Source organism: Hydrogenophaga sp. T2, from assembly GCF_049843535.1.
GTDB lineage: Bacteria > Pseudomonadota > Gammaproteobacteria > Burkholderiales > Burkholderiaceae_C > Hydrogenophaga > Hydrogenophaga crocea.
Genome location: NZ_JBBHZJ010000003.1, coordinates 489,880 through 505,721 on the forward strand (window position 1 = coordinate 489,880; position 15,842 = coordinate 505,721).

A 15,842-nucleotide genomic window follows, 5' to 3' on the forward strand; every position below is an offset into this window, starting at 1 on the left:
GGAGCGGCTGCCGCGAACAAGGGCTTGATGACGCGGCGTGACAAGGACTTGGAGCGCTCGCTGGTCCAGCAAAAACCCTCGTCGAGACGGCTCCCTTAGGCCTCGTAGCCATCAACAGAGGTCTCTGATGACATCGAACGTGAGGCATTTCTATCGCTAGGAAAACGCAGCCCTGACTGATGAATTACATGTTCGTCATCTTCAAGAATGGCGAAAACGACATGCCAAACTGCCGCGAACAGAAGGCGTTGGCATGAAGATATTGATAGTCGAAGACGAGCTCCACACAGGCGAGTACCTGAGACAAGGTCTTAGAGAAGCGGGCTACTTCACTGAGCTGATGCGCAACGGGGTCGACGGACTGCACGAAGCAACTGAAGGCGACTACGACCTGGTCATCCTTGATGTCAACCTGCCAGGCATTGATGGGTGGTCGGTCCTGAGCTCGCTTCGACGTAAGAAGAAGCAAATCCCCGTCCTGTACCTGACAGCGAGAGACAGCGTGGAAGACCGCGTGAAGGGCTTGGAGCTCGGTGCAGACGACTATCTGGTCAAACCGTTCTCCTTCTCCGAGCTCCTCGCGAGGATTAAGTCCATAACTCGCCGAGGAAGTCAGATGCAAGAGGACACTGTGCTTCAGGTGGCCGACCTACAACTGGACCTCGTGCGCCGTCGGGTAACCCGTGCGGGGAAGCGTCTTGACTTGACCGCCAAAGAGTTTGGCCTCCTCGAGTTGTTCATGCGTCGGCAGGGGGAGGTGCTTCCGAGGACATTGATAGCCTCACTCATGTGGGACATCAACTTTGACAGCGAGAGCAATGTCATCGTCGTGGCAGTAGGCCGTCTGAGAGGAAAAATCGACGACGGCTTCAGCTGCAAGCTGCTCAGAACCATTCGTGGAATGGGATATGTTCTCGATGAGCCAGAGTCCTGATGACGCGATAAGGCCATGTCGCTCACCTTTCGTCTGACCGCACTGTTTGCCGGAGTTCTGGTCCTAGTTCTGGCTGGCTTCTCGTGGCTTGTCTTTCGAGAGACGAGCAACCGCTTTCATGAGCTAGACAGGTCGCTTCTGCAGGGGAAGGTCCAGCTGGTCAGAGATATGGCCAAGCTGAGCTCGTCAAAGGAGGAGCTGCGAAGCAGGCTGGAGTACTCGTCCCGCGGACATGTCGGTCTGTACATTGGAATCACCGACCGACAGGGGCGTCGATTTGAACAGGGAGACATGCAGATTCCGTCTAGCATGCTGGACGCGCTCACATCGAGCAATAAATTGGTGAAGTTGCGTCATGAGGCACATAGCCTCTACGCGCAAAGATTCGATGTATCTCTACCTGGGCAACCTCAGGAAGGAGTGTCGGTGATAGCAGCGGTCGACACTCGACAGCACAGCCTCTTCCTTGACAGTCTTGCCGCAAAGACCATTGTGTATGTCGTCTTCTCTGTCCTGGTAGGAACGCTTCTAGGTTGGATTGCAAGCCGCGGTGGGCTCAGCCCGCTGACCGCGATGATGAACCGAGCAGAGAAGCTCAACGCGAACCGCCTCTCGGAGAGGATGCCGTCACGTCGATGGCCATCAGAGATGTCAGACCTGTCGCGTTCATTGAATGGAATGTTAGAGCGCTTACAAAGTGACTTTGACCGATTGAGTTCGTTCTCCTCCAACCTAGCGCACGAGATGAGGACGCCTGTGAGCAACTTGTTGACTGCGGCCCAGGTCACCTTGGCTCAACCCAGGTCGAGTGCGGAGTACCGGAACACCTTGGGAACAATATCTGAAGAGCTGCAGGACCTCGCCAGGACGATTGCAGACATGCTGTTCCTGGCGAAGACGGAGAACCTCCACGCGTTGCCATCTGTGTCGCAAGTGAATCTGGCCAGTGAGTCCCGCTCGCTAGTCGACTTCTACGAAGAGGTGGCAAACGACAAGAGTCTGAGGTTTGACGTGCGGGGGGATGCGTGGGTAAGGGGTGACCGCCTGATGATTCGACGCGCCGTGAGCAACCTACTGTCGAACGCCATTCGACATGCAGATGCCGACTCGGTGGTGACTATCGAGATAGCGGCTGAGTACGAGCAGGTGAGCTTGGCAGTCACCAATCGCGGCCTGCCGATACCTGCTGACGCTCAAGCTGCCCTCTTCGACCGATTTGTTCGCCTACCGAATGACGCAAGGGACCCGGGTGAAGGCTTGGGCCTTGGGTTGGCCATCACCAAAGCCATCATGAGAGCGCACCGCGGAGGAGTGAAGGTGCTGACAAGGCCGAGCTCCAACACGTTTGTGCTGGAGTTTGGCCATTAGGAGCTGAAGCAGATAGGGGGAGGCGGCAGTCAGTTGCCGCTGTGACCTTCCATCAGCAACGAGTTGAGCAGGGCAACCTCGTTGCTCGTCACAGTGATGGACTTCCCGTCCGAAGTCTCCAACACCTGATTCATCTTGAGCGACTGCGCGCGGCCATAGCGGTCTTCCTTCGCCATCTTGCCATCGTTGAAGACGTAAAGAGCGCCACCGTCCTTGAGAGGAACGATGCTCTTGGCGGCCTCTTGCGCTGCGTGACCAGCAAACGCGGACGAGGCGGTCATGCAGAGGGCAGCGATGGAGAGCTTAATTTTCATTTGATTGATTCCTTGTGGAGTTCCGGACTCAGACTTCTTGCCCGGGTACGCGAGTACAGCTGTAAGGTATCAATCAGGTGGTGACCAAAGTCGCGCGGAGAGATTACGTTCCTGTCAGGAGGCTAGGTGCTGACCAGCGCGGAGCGGAGGGTGCTGCGAACTCCGTGCGCCCAACTCGCGCCTTGGCGAAAGGACGATATCTTCGACGTTGGTACCTGAGCGAAGAAGACAGATTCGTCAACGCTGATTCGCTCAAGAACGTATCGGAGGGTGTGAGGCCGTTGTCGACGTTCTCCATTGACGATGGCGCCGTTCTCGCTAGACATGCGAATGAAGTCGACGGACTCACGCAGTTGCTCCATGTACCTTGTCTCAAGCGCGGGAATGGTCCTGCTGAAGCGGGTCCGGATTCTCTGGTCGGCAGCGTCGTTTGACACCACCAATCCCCAGGACCGGATGCCTGAGACCAAGTCGACACTCATGGCCTCCGTTTTGGTCAAGCCGAAATTCCTCGATGCCCTGAGCTTATGAGCGACCCACGGGTCGATGCGCATCACCTCATTGATTGCCCGTTCCGCCTCAAGGTCACTGCCATGGACGGGCAGGACAAAGCTGCGCAGAAGGCTTTTGGCGATGGCATCTCCCTGGGAGGAGGCCTGAGACATCCAATGCATGCCCAACTCGAACTCGCTGGCGTCGATTGCTGATTTGAGAATCAGCGCTCCCAGTTGCCGCTGTGCATTGACGTTCCCGGTGCCGGCGGCTTTCTCCAGGAAGAAGCGTGCAGCCTGCGGATTGGCGACAGACCCCTGGCCGTCCGCATGGACGTGGTGGAGTAGAAGCCATGCATCGCTCATCCCCGCATCAGCGGCACGGAGAAGAAGTGCCGTTCCTCCGCGCAAGTTGCGCTTTGGTGCCAGGTTGGTTGAGTCAGCAAATGCTGTGTCGATGCCGCACATTGCTCGACCGAGGATGAGCGCTGCAGCGGAGTTGCCGCGCCGAACGCAGTCTTCGAGAATCGACTGTAGGCGGCTGCTGTCCAAGGCCGGCATTGACGTGCGAAGCCTTTGTAGGCTCATCATCGCGTCGCACACGGCGTCGCAAAGCGCCGGGTTGTTCCCCACTGGAAGTGCGACTGCGAACTCTAGGTTTCGTAACAGAAGAGGTACTTCGGAGGCGGACACGGCTTGCGCTAGAGCCCAAGACACCGATGCGCTCACATCGACTTCGGGAAGTTCAACCAAAACGGTGAGAGCAGACAGCAGTGGGTTCGGGCTTTCGTGATACGCATCCAAGGCCCGAGAGGCGTTCTCACATCCCATCTGACTCGCCTGCGACCACATGCGCCGGGCGGAGTCAGGGTCACTCCTGGTTAGAGCTCTCCAGACGCCGAGCTTGAGGCAGGCGGAGCGTGAACCAAGATGTGCGGCCGAGGTAAGTGCTATCAACTGCGAGCGCTGTACCAGTTCGCCTAGTGGAAGGCTCTCGGCAATGATGCGAGGCGCGCGGTCCGACTTCGACAGGCCTTGATGGGAAAGGTACTCAAGGCCCAACTCCGTGTACTTGGGGAATCCCTTTGCCCCTTTAAGGTAGCGCAGACCAACTTCGCAAAGCGCGTCGTGGTCACCTTGTCTTGCTAGCGCTAAGAGCTGAACGTCCTGTCGTCGCATGTTCTCCGACTCAATAGATGGTTTGCGCGTCGGGTCGATGCGGCGCGTATTCGAGGTCTTCCAAATCTATCGAGAGTGCGGTTTCGAGATGCTTGCGCGTCCGTTACAGAGAAGTCATCTGGCAGTTATTTCGGTGATGCATTGATACCGAACCAACACCGAGTGGTCACAGAGTGACGATGTGAGTCTGATGTTGGTGGATTCGCTAGCGATTGCGCTTGCCTGCCCGCTTGACTCAGTCATTTCTCTTGCACGCCCATAGTCTTGCGGTCGCACCCTGTTCTTCCGGTCCCTAGAAAGCGGGAGGACACCTGTGAGGTGCTCAATAACCCAACCTTGGAGCAAGCAATATGAAAAGGACTTTACTGGCGCTCGCGGCGCTGGCGTCTATTTCCACCCTGGCCAGCGCCCAGTCGTCCGTGACGCTTTTCGGCGTCGTAGACGCGTCGGTCCGCTCGGTGAAGAACGGTTCGGCCGGTTCTGAAACCCAAATGGCATCTGGCGACAACACGACCAGCCGTTGGGGTATGCGAGGCGTCGAAGACCTCGGCGGTGGTCTGCGTGCGAGCTTCCACCTCGAGTCGCAGCTCAACGTGGACAGCGGCACGGCTGACGCTGCCAAGTACTTTGGCCGTCGCTCGACAGTGAGCCTGAGCGGTGGCTTCGGCGAAGTCCGGCTTGGTCGCGACTACACGCCCACCTTCACCAACGGTCTGGGTGACGAATTTGGCATCGTGGGCATTGGCTCGCGTGGCATCTTCCTGTATGGCGGCGGCTCCAACCTCGGCAGCGCTGCCACCACGCTGGTGCGTGCCGACAATGCGGTGAGCTACTTCCTGCCGACGATGGGTGGTGTCTACGGCCAGGTGCAGATTTCGGCCGGTGAAGGCGTGGTGGGCAACCGCTACACGGGTGGCTTGCTTGGCTACAAGAACCAAGCCTTGGATGCGGGCATTGCCTACGGCATTACCGACGTCGGTACGCCCTCTGACTTCAAGCACTACAACGTCAAGTTCAACTACAACTTCGGCTTTGCTACGTTGCATACCCTGTACGACGTGAAGACCTGGGGTGCGCGCAAGACGCAAGACATCTCGATTGGCGCGAGCATCCCTGTGGCCACTGGCACGATTCGCGCCGGCTACACGCGTGCCAACCGCTCGGGTGGCCCCCTGGGTTCTGGCTATGCGGATGGAGACGACAGCACCCGCCTGGCAATTGGCTACGTGCACGACCTGTCCAAGCGGACCGCGGTCTACACGACGCTCAGCCGCATCACCAACAAGGGCGCGGCGCGTAGCTCCGTTCTGGGCTCCGCGCCGGCGGGCATGCTGGGTGGCGAGAACTCGTCGGGTTACCAGGTTGGCCTGCGCCACATCTTCTAAGTTGCATGGGCCCCATGAGCGGGGACCCTGACTAGCTCTTGCCGCTGGTCTTGTTCACGCGGGTTGCCTTCGAGCAGCCCGCGTGAACGTTTTTTGGCCTGCTGGAGTCTCTTTTTGGGGCCCGTGGTATACCGTGGGCCGGCGACAGAACAGGCGCTCATGAAACTGCTGGTTATCGAGGATGAAGTGAAGCTTGCGGAGTACATCCGCAGGGGCTTGCAGGAGGAAGGCTACGTGGTAGACCTTGCTCACAACGGAATCGACGGGTTGCACCTGGCGATGGAGTCGGACTACGACTTAATAGTCCTGGACGGAATGCTTCCAGGCATCGACGGGCTAGGACTACTGGCTGCACTACGCCAGAGCAAGCGAACCCCGGTCGTCATGTTGACTGCTCGAGTCAAAGTCGAAGACCGGGTTCGAGGTCTTCAGAGTGGCGCGGATGACTACCTCGTCAAGCCGTTTGCTTTCTCAGAGCTTGCCGCTCGTATCCAGGCGCTTCTTCGACGAACAAAAGGCCCCAGCGAACCTGAGCCAGTCCGTCTTCTCCAGGTCCACGACCTAGAGCTCGACCTGATTGGCCGAAAGGCGACTCGTTGCGGTCAAAAACTGCAGCTCACCGTCCAGGAGTTCGGGCTTTTGTCCCTGCTAATGCGCCATGAAGGTCAAGTTTTGTCGCGCACCGAGATTGCGGCCCAGGTCTGGGACATGAATTTCGACAGCAACACGAACGTAATAGACGCTGCGGTTCGGCGCTTGAGGTCCAAGGTCGACGAGCCCTTTCATCGTCCTCTGATACACACGGTGCGCGGTATGGGCTACGTGCTCGAGGCGCGGGATGAATGAACTCCCGCGTTCCAAAGACTCTCGGTAGCAGGCTCTCTCTTTGGCTAGCCCTGCAGAGCTTTTTCGGATTGCTTGCGGTTTGCATTGCCATCTACGCGGCCACCTTCTATGCGTTCAGGAGCCACCAGCTGGAAGAACTGGCTCATAAGAAGGGCCTCCTTGAACACTTCGCGTCAGAGGCGCTGAGCACCGGCGACGAGAAGATGTTGGGGCACAAGTTGAGGGACTTCAAGGTCGGACATTCTGAGTTCGGTCTCAGGGTTCTTCGTGCCGAGGGAACCGTGTTCTTCGAAGACGTTGTTCCGAGCGCCACCTCTCAGCGCAGACTCATCGAGTTCGAACTAGCTTCCCCAGTCGCCGGCCACAGACCTTTTCAGGTCACGTTGTCGCAGGACATTCGAAAAGACCAATCTCTCCTAGAGCGCATCGCCGCGGCTCTGGTGTTCGCCGCTCTGGGTGGCACATTGCTGGTCTCTTGTGGTGGCTACCTGCTTGTCTGGTTGGGACTTCGGCCCCTGCGAGAGCTGTCGACGCAGGTTCAAGGCTTGGCTGCGGACTCGTTGCATCGTCGCCTGGACGGCTCAAACCAGCCGGGTGAGCTGGCGCCTCTTGTCGCGCAGTTCAATGACCTTCTTGCCCGTCTTGACGCCTCTTACGAGCACCTCGAAGGATTTAATGCTGACGTCGCCCACGAACTGATGACGCCGCTCGCGACGTTGACAAGCGGTGCCGAGCTGGCTCTTTCCTCAGCAAAGAGCGTGGAGGAGCTGCGCGATACCCTCGGCTCGAGTCTGGAGGACCTGCAGCGCATAACCGGCATCGTGCAGGACATGTTGTTCCTTTCCCAGGCGGACCGAGGCGCGGTTGCGCGACGGGTTCATACACCCAGTTTGGCGGCTGTGGTCAAGCAGGTGGCTGACTACCACGAGGCCGCCCTAGAAGACGCGGGGCTCAGCCTTGTCGTGGTCGGCGATGCAGTCGGCGAATTCGATGTCTCATTGCTGCAGAGGGCGCTCTCCAACCTGATTGGCAACGCGTCCAGGTACGCCAGCTCCGGCTCCGAAGTCCGCGTTCTCATCAACTCGTCCTCGCCGAATGAGGTCTCCATCCAAGTTGAGAACCGTGGCAGCACCATCGAACCAGCAGCGCTTCCCCGCCTCTTTGACCGCTTTTTTCGTGCGGACATGGCGAGGAGCAACGCAAATCGCAACCACGGGCTCGGTCTTGCGATTGTGGCGGCCATCGCCCGAATGCACGGTGGTCGGCCGATAGCGTCCTCCTCAGAAGGTGTGACGAAAGTGGGATTGGTTCTCGGGAGCTCCAAGACATCGGAGTCCTGACCTAGCCGCCGGGCAGGCGTGAGAACCGTCTCATGCTTTGAGAGAAGACCAACATGACTGATTTGTCATTCTCCGGTCTTCAGTCTGTTGAGGTCACTTTTCTAAAGTGCGTGTCAGTGCCGAGAGGCGACCACGGCCTCGGTCTTGAGGCCATCTGACCCACTTGAGAGGTTTACCTTGAACAAGCTCCATACCCTTCGTTTTGCCGCCGTCTCCGTCGCGCTCGCCAGCTCGCTCGCAGGCGTTGCCTCTGCCGAGACCTTCCGCAACGGTCAGTCCATTTACGGCCAACCTGGCGGCGAAGCAGCCCAGGCCCGCGTGGTGGATGTCACCAACACCAAGTACGCCAACATCACCTACGGCGAAACCGTTGTCTTCCAAGGCGCGGGAGGACAGAAGTTCGCCTGGACCTTCAACGGACTGGATGCCCGCTCCTGGGAACTCGCAAAGTTCGCCCCTGCAAGCCTGGCCGGCGAGGGGTATCGGGTTTACGTGAGTAAGAACCCCCTCTATCGCCGTTGATTCGGCTCCTCACTGACTGAATGAGTTGGCCGGACGCTCCTTCAAGGAGGTCCGGCTTTTGGCCGCTCGACGCATCAAGCAAGTCGAGCCACTGGTTCGCCAGGTCAATGGGAGATTTAAATGCCCGGTAAGTTGGTGCCTCTAGCCCTTGTGCTGGCGGCGGGGGTGATTTCATCTGCGCAAGCGCAGACGGCGGAGGCAAGTACCTTCATTCCCCCATCTAGGGAGTTAAGCGGCCTTGCAGGTGGACCCGACAATCGACTGGTTACGCGTTCGGCGGACTCGCTTCCTCTCACGCTAGGCGCTGCTTGGAGCCTGGCACAGAACAACAATCCGGCCATCTCGGCTGCGATGCGCGAAGTGGAAGCTGCTCAGGGCGCTTTGACGCAGGCGGGAGTGTTTCAAAACCCCTCCCTGGATGTTGAGGTTGAGGACCTGCGTTCTGGGAATCGAACCACCACTGTCACCCTGAGCCAACCCATTGAACTGGGTGGCAAGCGAGCAGCGCGCATCGCCGCGGCCGAACGAGCGCTTGACGCAGCGCGTGTGCAGCGAGATATGAAGGCCGCACAACTGCAGTCGGAGGTGACAGCCGCATACTTGGCAACTCTCTTGTCTCAGGAGCGGGTGCGTCTGGCGCAAGAGTCGCTGGGTATTGCGCAGACAGGCAGCGCGGCGGCTTCGAAGCGGGTTCAAGCGGGGAAGGTATCCCCTTTGGAAGAGACGCGGTCTAAGGTAGCGGAGGCCAATGTTCGTCTGGAACTAGCGCAGGCGCAGGGCGAGCTATCCGCCCAGTTGCAAGAACTGCGCGCGCTCCTTGCCGGCGGACCGAGCTTTCAGGCGCTTGACGGCAACGCGCTGCAGTTGCCGTCGCTACCCCCCATCGAGGAGTTGCAGGCGCGAGTGGAGAGTTCGCCAACGATGCGGTTGGCCAGATTGGAGACAGCACGCCTGCGAGCTTTGGCCGACCTGGAGCAAGCGAAACGAACGCCAGACATCTCCGTGAGCCTAGGCATGCAACGCGCCCAGCAAGACGGGCGCTCGCTGGCCATCGTAGGTGTTTCCATCCCACTTCCTGTGTTCGACTCGAACCGCGGCAACCTTGTCGAGGCGCTTCGTCGCCGAGACAAGTCGGAAGACGAGGCTCGTGCGCTCGAGCTTCGGCTCCGCGCTGACCTTGCCATTGCTCGACAACGACTCTCCATCGCCTCAGAGGAAGTGATGGCCGTTCGGTCAGAAATCCTTCCAGCGGCCGAGTTGGCATTCAGCTCCGCTACTCAAGGCTTCGAGCTTGGAAAGTTCGAGTTCTTGGATGTGCTCGATGCGCAGCGCACGCTGCTCCAAGCCAGAGCTCAGTACCTGCGTTCAATGGGCGAATCACATCGAGCGGTGGCAGATGTCGCACGCCTGCTCGGAACCAACACTTCTCAACCTTGAATCTGCCATGGACACGCCTGAATCCTCCGGCTCGAAACTGAGCCGAAAGCACCTAGTCATCATTGTTGTGGTTCTGCTCCTTGGGGCTGTAGGCGCGGCGTTCATCCTTCGAGGGGGTGGTAGCCACGCAGAAGGCGATGGTCATGGTCACGGGCAAGAAAGCTCGAAGGCTGTGGAAGCCGAAGGCGATGGACATGGTCATGAAGAAACGCCCAAGGGAGATGCGAAGCCAGAATCAGACTCTGCATCCAAAGAGGGTGCGGAGGGCGGCGGGCACGATGATGAGAAGGTGGCGCTGACGGATGCGCAAATCGCAGCTGCGAACATCGAAGTGAAGGACAGCTCTTCTGCGGTCATCAGAACGTCATTGCAGCTTCCGGGAGAAATCCGCTTCAACGAAGACCGAACCGCGCACATTGTTCCGCGGGCTGCTGGGGTCGTCGAGCGCGTCAGCGCCAACCTTGGTCAGAGGGTCTCCAAGGGGCAGGTTCTTGCGGTCATCTCCAGTAGCGCGGTCTCTGAAGTTCGCTCAGAGCTCCAGGCCGCTCAACGCAGGCGCGAACTCGCCCAGGCTACTTACGAGCGCGAGCGTACGTTGTGGGAGCAGAAGATTTCTCCCGAGCAAGACGTTCTGCAGGCGCGGCAAGCCCTGCGCGAAGCGGAAATTGCGCAGGCGAACGCATCTCAGAAGCTGAAGACCCTCGGCGCGTCGGCGAACGCCAGCGCCTTGGGAACAGTCGAGCTACGCGCACCGTTTGACGCGGTGGTCGTCGAGAAGCACATCGCAATTGGGGAGGCAGTCGGCGAAGACACCAACGTGTTCACGTTGTCGGACCTGTCCACTGTGTGGGCGGAGATGAGTGTTGGCGCCGGTGACCTATCCAAGGTACTGGTCGGGGAGCGCGTTCGAGTCAAGGCAGACGCTGCGGATGTGGTCGCCGAAGGGAAGATTGCTTTCGTGGGCTCTCTCATCGGAGCGCAGACCCGCACCGCTCCCGCTCGCGTAGAGCTGAGCAACCCCAAAGGAGCGTGGCGCCCCGGCCTCTTTGTCACGGTGGAAGTTCTCACGAACGACAACGATACGGCATCTGCCGTAACGGTCGATTCGTCGGCGCTTCAAACCGTAGAAGACAAGCTTTCCGTTTTCGTGCGCGTAGATGGTGGATTTCAAGCTCGACCCGTGCGTGTCGGTCGCTCCGATGGACAGCGAGTCGAGATTCTGGACGGCCTAAAGGCCGGTGAGGCCTACGCGGCGAATGGCAGTTTTGTCGTGAAATCTGAACAGGGCAAGGGCTCTGCAACGCACGCCCACTGAAAGCAGCCCATTCATGTTTGAACGAATCATTCGCTTTGCCATCGAGCAACGGTGGCTGGTCATGCTCGCCGTGCTCGGCATGGTCGGCCTGGGTGTCTACAACTTTCAGCGTCTCTCCATTGACGCAGTACCGGACATCACGAACGTCCAAGTACAAATCAACACGGCCGCTCCGGGCTACTCCCCCCTGGAGACCGAGCAGCGCGTGACTTTCCCGATTGAAACGGTCATGGCCGGGCTGCCTGGCCTGCAGCAAACCCGCTCCCTTTCGCGCTACGGTCTATCCCAGGTCACGGTCATCTTCAAGGACGGAACGGATATCTATTTTGCCCGCCAGTTGGTCAACGAGCGCCTGCAGGGAGCGGTGGGTGCACTGCCGGACGGTATCCGGCCCAATGTGGGCCCCATATCGACAGGACTGGGTGAAATCTTCCTGTGGACTGTCGAGGCTGAAGATGGTGCCAAGAAGCCCGACGGTACCCCATACACGGCGACTGACCTAAGGGTCATCCAAGACTGGATTATCAAACCGCAGCTGCGCAACGTTCCTGGCGTCACGGAAATCAACTCAATCGGTGGCCATGAACGTCAGTTTCAAGTTGCGCCGCTTCCCGAGCGACTGTTGGCCTACGGCCTAACGCTCAACGATGTGGTGCAGGCCCTCGAGCGCAACAATGCCAACGTCGGCGCCGGGTACATCGAGCGCAGAGGCGAGCAGTACCTCATTCGCGCACCTGGCCAAGCAGGAAGCCTCGACGACCTTCGCAACGTGGTGCTTGCCAACAGCGGGGGTACCCCCGTTCGCATTCGCGATGTGGCCGAAGTCGAGATTGGTCAAGACCTGAGAACAGGCGCGGCCACGGACAACGGTCGTGAGGTCGTGCTGGGCACTGTGTTCATGTTGATTGGCGAAAACAGTCGGACTGTTGCTCAGGCTGTCGCCAAGAAGATGGAGGAAATCAACGGAAATCTTCCGGACGGTGTGCACGCCATCACTGTCTACGACCGCACAGTGCTCGTTGATAAGGCGATTGCAACCGTCAAGAAGAACCTCTTTGAAGGCGCGGTGCTGGTCATCGTGGTGTTGTTCCTCTTCTTAGGCAACATTCGAGCCGCCTTGCTGACAGCGATGGTCATTCCCCTGTCCATGCTATTCACCTTCACCGGCATGGTGAGTCAGAAGGTCAGCGCGAACCTGATGAGTTTGGGGGCGCTTGACTTCGGCATCATTGTTGATGGGGCGGTGGTCATCGTAGAGAACTGCGTTCGCCGCCTCTCCCACGCACAGGAACGACTCGGCCGACCACTTACCCGTACAGAACGCTTTCACGAAGTGTTTTCCGCCTCCCAAGAGGCGCGTCGACCGTTGCTCTACGGGCAGCTCATCATCATGGTGGTCTACCTGCCCATCTTTGCGCTTACGGGCGTTGAAGGCAAGATGTTCCATCCGATGGCGCTCACCGTGGTGATTGCGTTGCTCGGTGCCATGATTCTGTCCATCACCTTTATCCCTGCCGCCGTCGCCTTGTTCATCGGCAACAAAGTGGGCGAGAAGGAAAACCGGGTCATGGGTTGGGCGCGACGGGCCTATCACCCGTTGCTCACACGCGCCATGAACGCCAAGGCCGTCGTGCTTACTGTGGCCGGGGTCGCGGTCGTTCTGTCTGGTTTGCTGGCAACGCGCCTGGGGAGCGAGTTCATCCCGAACTTGAACGAAGGTGACTTTGCCATTCAGGCGCTTCGCATTCCCGGGACCAGCCTCTCCCAGTCTGTGCAGATGCAGCAACAACTGGAGCGAACCCTGAAGGCGGAGTTTCCGGAAATTGAGCGAGTGTTCGCTCGCACAGGAACGGCAGAGATTGCATCTGACCCGATGCCCCCGAACATCTCTGACGCGTATGTCATGCTCAAGCCTGAGAGCCAATGGCCGAGCCCGAAGCGCACACGTCAGCAGTTGGTGGAGGCAGTGCAGCAACGGGTGGCAGAGCTGCCTGGCAACAACTACGAGTTCTCGCAACCGATTCAACTGCGCTTCAACGAGCTGATTTCGGGGGTCCGTGCTGACGTTGCCGTGAAGGTCTTCGGCGACGACATGGATGTTCTCAACAAGACCGCTCAGGAGATTGCGGCCGTACTGGGCTCTATCTCGGGAGCAAGTGAGGTCAACGTTGAGCAGACGACGGGCCTGCCCGTGTTGTCTATCAATATCGACCGCGACAAAGCGGCTCGCTACGGCGTTAACGTGGGCGACATCCAGGACACCATCGCAACGGCCATTGGCGGGCGCAGCGCCGGGACCCTCTTCGAGGGTGACCGACGCTTCGATATCATGGTTCGGTTGCCAGAGCGAATGCGCTCCGATTTGGACTCTATCCGCCGCCTGCCGGTGACGTTGCCCGCGGCAACTCAGGCAGACGGAAGCTCGCGCGTGTCATTTATCCCGTTGTCGGAGCTAGCCTCTCTCGAAGTCGCACCCGGGCCCAACCAGGTCAGTCGTGAAGACGGCAAGCGTCGCATCGTTGTCAGCGCAAACGTGCGCGGTCGCGACATGGGCTCTTTTGTGGAAGAGGCCGGAACTGCCTTGCAGGAGAAGGTGCGCATCCCCCCGGGCTATTGGACGACCTGGGGTGGTCAGTTTGAGAATTTGCAGTCCGCGACGCAGCGACTCCAAATCGTCGTGCCTGTGGCGCTTCTTCTGGTGTTCACGTTGTTGTTCGCCATGTTTGGCAACGTGCGCGACGGGCTCATTGTGTTCACCGGAATCCCCTTTGCCTTGACTGGAGGCATTCTGGCGCTTTGGATGCGCGGCATACCCTTGTCCATCTCTGCGGCTGTTGGCTTTATTGCGTTGTCGGGTGTCGCCGTCCTCAACGGCTTGGTGATGATTTCTTTCATACGCAATCTTCGCGAAGGGGGCGCGACACTGGACCAAGCCATCTTCGAAGGCGCTCTCACGCGGCTCCGCCCAGTACTCATGACCGCGCTCGTGGCCTCTCTCGGCTTTGTTCCTATGGCGATTGCGACCGGGACGGGTGCCGAGGTGCAGCGACCGCTTGCGACTGTGGTGATTGGTGGCATCCTGTCGTCGACAGCATTAACACTCCTAGTGCTGCCAATCCTCTATCGGTTGGCATATCGGCGCGAAGAGGAGGAGGAGCGTTTGGCCAACCCAAAAAGCTCTTTGGGCTCCTTCTCCGAACCGCAACTAAGTTGACCATAGGCGGCGGGCTTCCGGGTCCGCTGCCTCATTTCTGCTGGATGAAGGACTGTGCTTCTCTAAGTGCTGTCCATGCGCACTGTTTAGAGTTACTGAGGCAGCGATAACGCTAGTTCGGAAATGACCATGTGGTCCCCTCGAAAACCTGAACCACCCGGAGGTAGAGAATCCCCCCAAGCGGAGTCTCTACATGACGAAGTCCAGATTCAGTGAAGCGCAGATAGTCGGCATCCTCAAGGAGGTCGAGATGGGTGCGAAGGTCGGCGAGACGTGCAGGAAGCACGGCGTGAGCGAGCCGACGTACTACAAGTGGAAGAGCCAGTTCTCGGGCATGACGGTTTCGCACCTGTCGCAGCTGCGCCAGCTGCAGGACGAGAACGCCAAGCTCAAACGCATGTACGCAGACCTGGCGCTCATGCACCACGCACTCAAGGATGTCGTTGACCGAAAGCTCTGACCCCGGAGCGTCGCGAGATGGTCGTGCAGGCCCTCGTGGCCGAGCATGGCATGAGCGAGCGACGGGCCTGCCAGGCCAGCGGCATTGCCCGCTCCACGCTGCGTTACCGGCCCGTCGCACGCGACGACTCCGGGGTCATCACCTTCATCCAGGCCTACATGACATTGAACCCGCGCCACGGCTTCGGGCTGCTGTACGACAGCGCCCGCCATCAGGGCAAGCCCTGGGGCAAGACGGTGCTCTGGCGCGTGTACTGCGAACTGCGGCTGAACCTGCCCCGGCGCGGCAAGAAGCGGCTGCCTGCGCGCATCAAACAGCCCCTGCACGCCGCCGGCCAGCCCAACCAGGGCTGGAGCTGCGACTTCATGGCAGACGCGCTGTGGTCGGGGCGGCGCTTCAGGACCTTCAACGTCATCGACGAGTTCAACCGTGAAGGCCTGCGCATCGAGGTCGACACCAGCCTGCCGGCTGCGCGCGTCATCCGGGCCTTGAATGAACTGGTGGAGGTGCACGGTGCGCCGCTGTCGATTCGCCTGGACAACGGCCCCGAGTTCATCGCGCACGCCCTGGCCCAGTGGGCTCAGAACAAGGGCATCGCCTTGCAGCACATCCAACCCGGAAAGCCCACGCAAAACGCCTATGTCGAACGATTCAACAAGACCTACCGCACCGAGGTGCTCGACTGCTACGTGTTCAACAGCTTGCAGGAAGTGCGCGACATGACGGCCGACTGGCTGCACCGCTACAACCACCACCGACCCCATGAAGCTCTCGGCCGAATCCCTCCGGTCTAGTACCGTGTCAAACTGTTCCCCAACCTCTACTTCTGACTGGCTCAGGAAATCGAGGGGACCACAAACGTCGCTTTAGAAGCGACGAGGCGTTTTCCAGTGGGTCCGAAGCCTCGCCAAGTACTGCTCGTCCTGCATTTCGCTCTCCGAATGTTCATTCGATGAAAGAACTGCATGGACATCCAGTATTAGCGAGCAAGCATCGCCAAATACCCCTCCTCATGTGAGATATTTAGTTTTATTAAC

General features: G+C 59.2%; 12 protein-coding genes. 10 read left to right on the forward strand and 2 right to left on the reverse strand.

What is annotated here, in order from left to right:
* Positions 1-253 precede the first annotated feature (253 nt).
* Entirely contained in the window at positions 254-934 is a 681-nt protein-coding gene (locus tag WDZ95_RS09335) for a heavy metal response regulator transcription factor (protein WP_166227891.1), read from the forward strand.
* A gap of 15 nt (positions 935-949) precedes the next feature.
* Positions 950-2,302: a heavy metal sensor histidine kinase gene (locus WDZ95_RS09340; protein WP_166227893.1), complete on the forward strand. Its 1,353-nt coding sequence runs from the start codon at positions 950-952 to the stop codon at positions 2,300-2,302.
* Between the two features lie 29 nt (positions 2,303-2,331).
* Here the strand turns inward: WDZ95_RS09340 and WDZ95_RS09345 are convergent, their stop codons facing one another.
* Together WDZ95_RS09345 and WDZ95_RS09350 are read right to left on the reverse strand one after the other, a co-directional pair.
* Positions 2,332-2,616 carry a CopK family periplasmic copper-binding protein gene (locus tag WDZ95_RS09345; protein ID WP_166227895.1) on the reverse strand — a complete coding sequence of 95 codons (285 nt, stop codon included), beginning with the start codon at positions 2,614-2,616 and terminating at the stop codon, positions 2,332-2,334.
* A gap of 122 nt (positions 2,617-2,738) precedes the next feature.
* Entirely contained in the window at positions 2,739-3,959 is a 1,221-nt protein-coding gene (locus WDZ95_RS09350; protein ID WP_425777960.1) for a tetratricopeptide repeat protein, read from the reverse strand.
* A 677-nt stretch (positions 3,960-4,636) separates the two neighbouring features.
* Between WDZ95_RS09350 and WDZ95_RS09355 the strand changes: the two genes are divergently transcribed.
* The 8 genes from WDZ95_RS09355 to WDZ95_RS09390 all read left to right on the forward strand — a co-directional run bounded on the left by WDZ95_RS09355 (position 4,637) and on the right by WDZ95_RS09390 (position 15,599).
* Positions 4,637-5,671, forward strand: coding sequence for a porin (locus tag WDZ95_RS09355; protein ID WP_166227899.1), 1,035 nt, complete (start codon positions 4,637-4,639; stop codon positions 5,669-5,671).
* Positions 5,672-5,830: 159 nt separating this feature from the next.
* Positions 5,831-6,517 (forward strand): heavy metal response regulator transcription factor, encoded by a 687-nt coding sequence (locus WDZ95_RS09360; protein WP_166227902.1) that lies wholly within the window; start codon positions 5,831-5,833, stop codon positions 6,515-6,517.
* Positions 6,514-7,857, forward strand: coding sequence for a heavy metal sensor histidine kinase (locus tag WDZ95_RS09365; RefSeq protein WP_166227904.1), 1,344 nt, complete (start codon positions 6,514-6,516; stop codon positions 7,855-7,857). Before WDZ95_RS09360 ends, WDZ95_RS09365 begins: the two co-directional genes overlap by 4 nt.
* Positions 7,858-8,034: 177 nt before the next feature.
* Positions 8,035-8,379 (forward strand): CzcE family metal-binding protein, encoded by a 345-nt coding sequence (locus WDZ95_RS09370; RefSeq protein ID WP_166227906.1) that lies wholly within the window; start codon positions 8,035-8,037, stop codon positions 8,377-8,379.
* 120 nt (positions 8,380-8,499) lie between these two features.
* A complete protein-coding gene (locus WDZ95_RS09375) occupies positions 8,500-9,816 on the forward strand; it encodes a TolC family protein (protein WP_166227908.1) in 1,317 nt (438 codons plus the stop codon).
* A 7-nt stretch (positions 9,817-9,823) separates the two neighbouring features.
* The gene (locus WDZ95_RS09380) at positions 9,824-11,131 is read left to right on the forward strand and encodes an efflux RND transporter periplasmic adaptor subunit (RefSeq protein ID WP_166227910.1); all 1,308 of its coding nucleotides are present in this window, start codon (positions 9,824-9,826) and stop codon (positions 11,129-11,131) included.
* Between the two features lie 13 nt (positions 11,132-11,144).
* Positions 11,145-14,345 (forward strand): efflux RND transporter permease subunit, encoded by a 3,201-nt coding sequence (locus tag WDZ95_RS09385; RefSeq protein ID WP_166227912.1) that lies wholly within the window; start codon positions 11,145-11,147, stop codon positions 14,343-14,345.
* Between the two features lie 193 nt (positions 14,346-14,538).
* Positions 14,539-15,599, forward strand: a protein-coding gene (locus tag WDZ95_RS09390; protein WP_420810288.1) for an IS3 family transposase whose coding sequence is annotated in 2 segments (ribosomal slippage) — positions 14,539-14,803 and positions 14,803-15,599 — 1,062 coding nt in all. Because the reading frame shifts where the segments join, the coding sequence is not laid out codon by codon here.
* Positions 15,600-15,842 lie beyond the last annotated feature (243 nt).

Bases quoted from the DNA above. Each gene is read 5' to 3' on its own strand.
- WDZ95_RS09380 (WP_166227910.1), top strand. From the start codon at position 9,824: ATGGACACGCCTGAATCCTCCGGCTCGAAACTGAGCCGAAAGCACCTA.
- WDZ95_RS09335 (WP_166227891.1), top strand. From the start codon at position 254: ATGAAGATATTGATAGTCGAAGACGAGCTCCACACAGGCGAGTACCTG.
- WDZ95_RS09355 (WP_166227899.1), top strand. From the start codon at position 4,637: ATGAAAAGGACTTTACTGGCGCTCGCGGCGCTGGCGTCTATTTCCACC.
- WDZ95_RS09385 (WP_166227912.1), top strand. From the start codon at position 11,145: ATGTTTGAACGAATCATTCGCTTTGCCATCGAGCAACGGTGGCTGGTC.
- WDZ95_RS09340 (WP_166227893.1), top strand. From the start codon at position 950: ATGTCGCTCACCTTTCGTCTGACCGCACTGTTTGCCGGAGTTCTGGTC.
- WDZ95_RS09375 (WP_166227908.1), top strand. From the start codon at position 8,500: ATGCCCGGTAAGTTGGTGCCTCTAGCCCTTGTGCTGGCGGCGGGGGTG.
- WDZ95_RS09345 (WP_166227895.1), bottom strand. From the start codon at position 2,616: ATGAAAATTAAGCTCTCCATCGCTGCCCTCTGCATGACCGCCTCGTCC.
- WDZ95_RS09365 (WP_166227904.1), top strand. From the start codon at position 6,514: ATGAACTCCCGCGTTCCAAAGACTCTCGGTAGCAGGCTCTCTCTTTGG.
- WDZ95_RS09350 (WP_425777960.1), bottom strand. From the start codon at position 3,959: ATGTGGTCGCAGGCGAGTCAGATGGGATGTGAGAACGCCTCTCGGGCC.
- WDZ95_RS09360 (WP_166227902.1), top strand. From the start codon at position 5,831: ATGAAACTGCTGGTTATCGAGGATGAAGTGAAGCTTGCGGAGTACATC.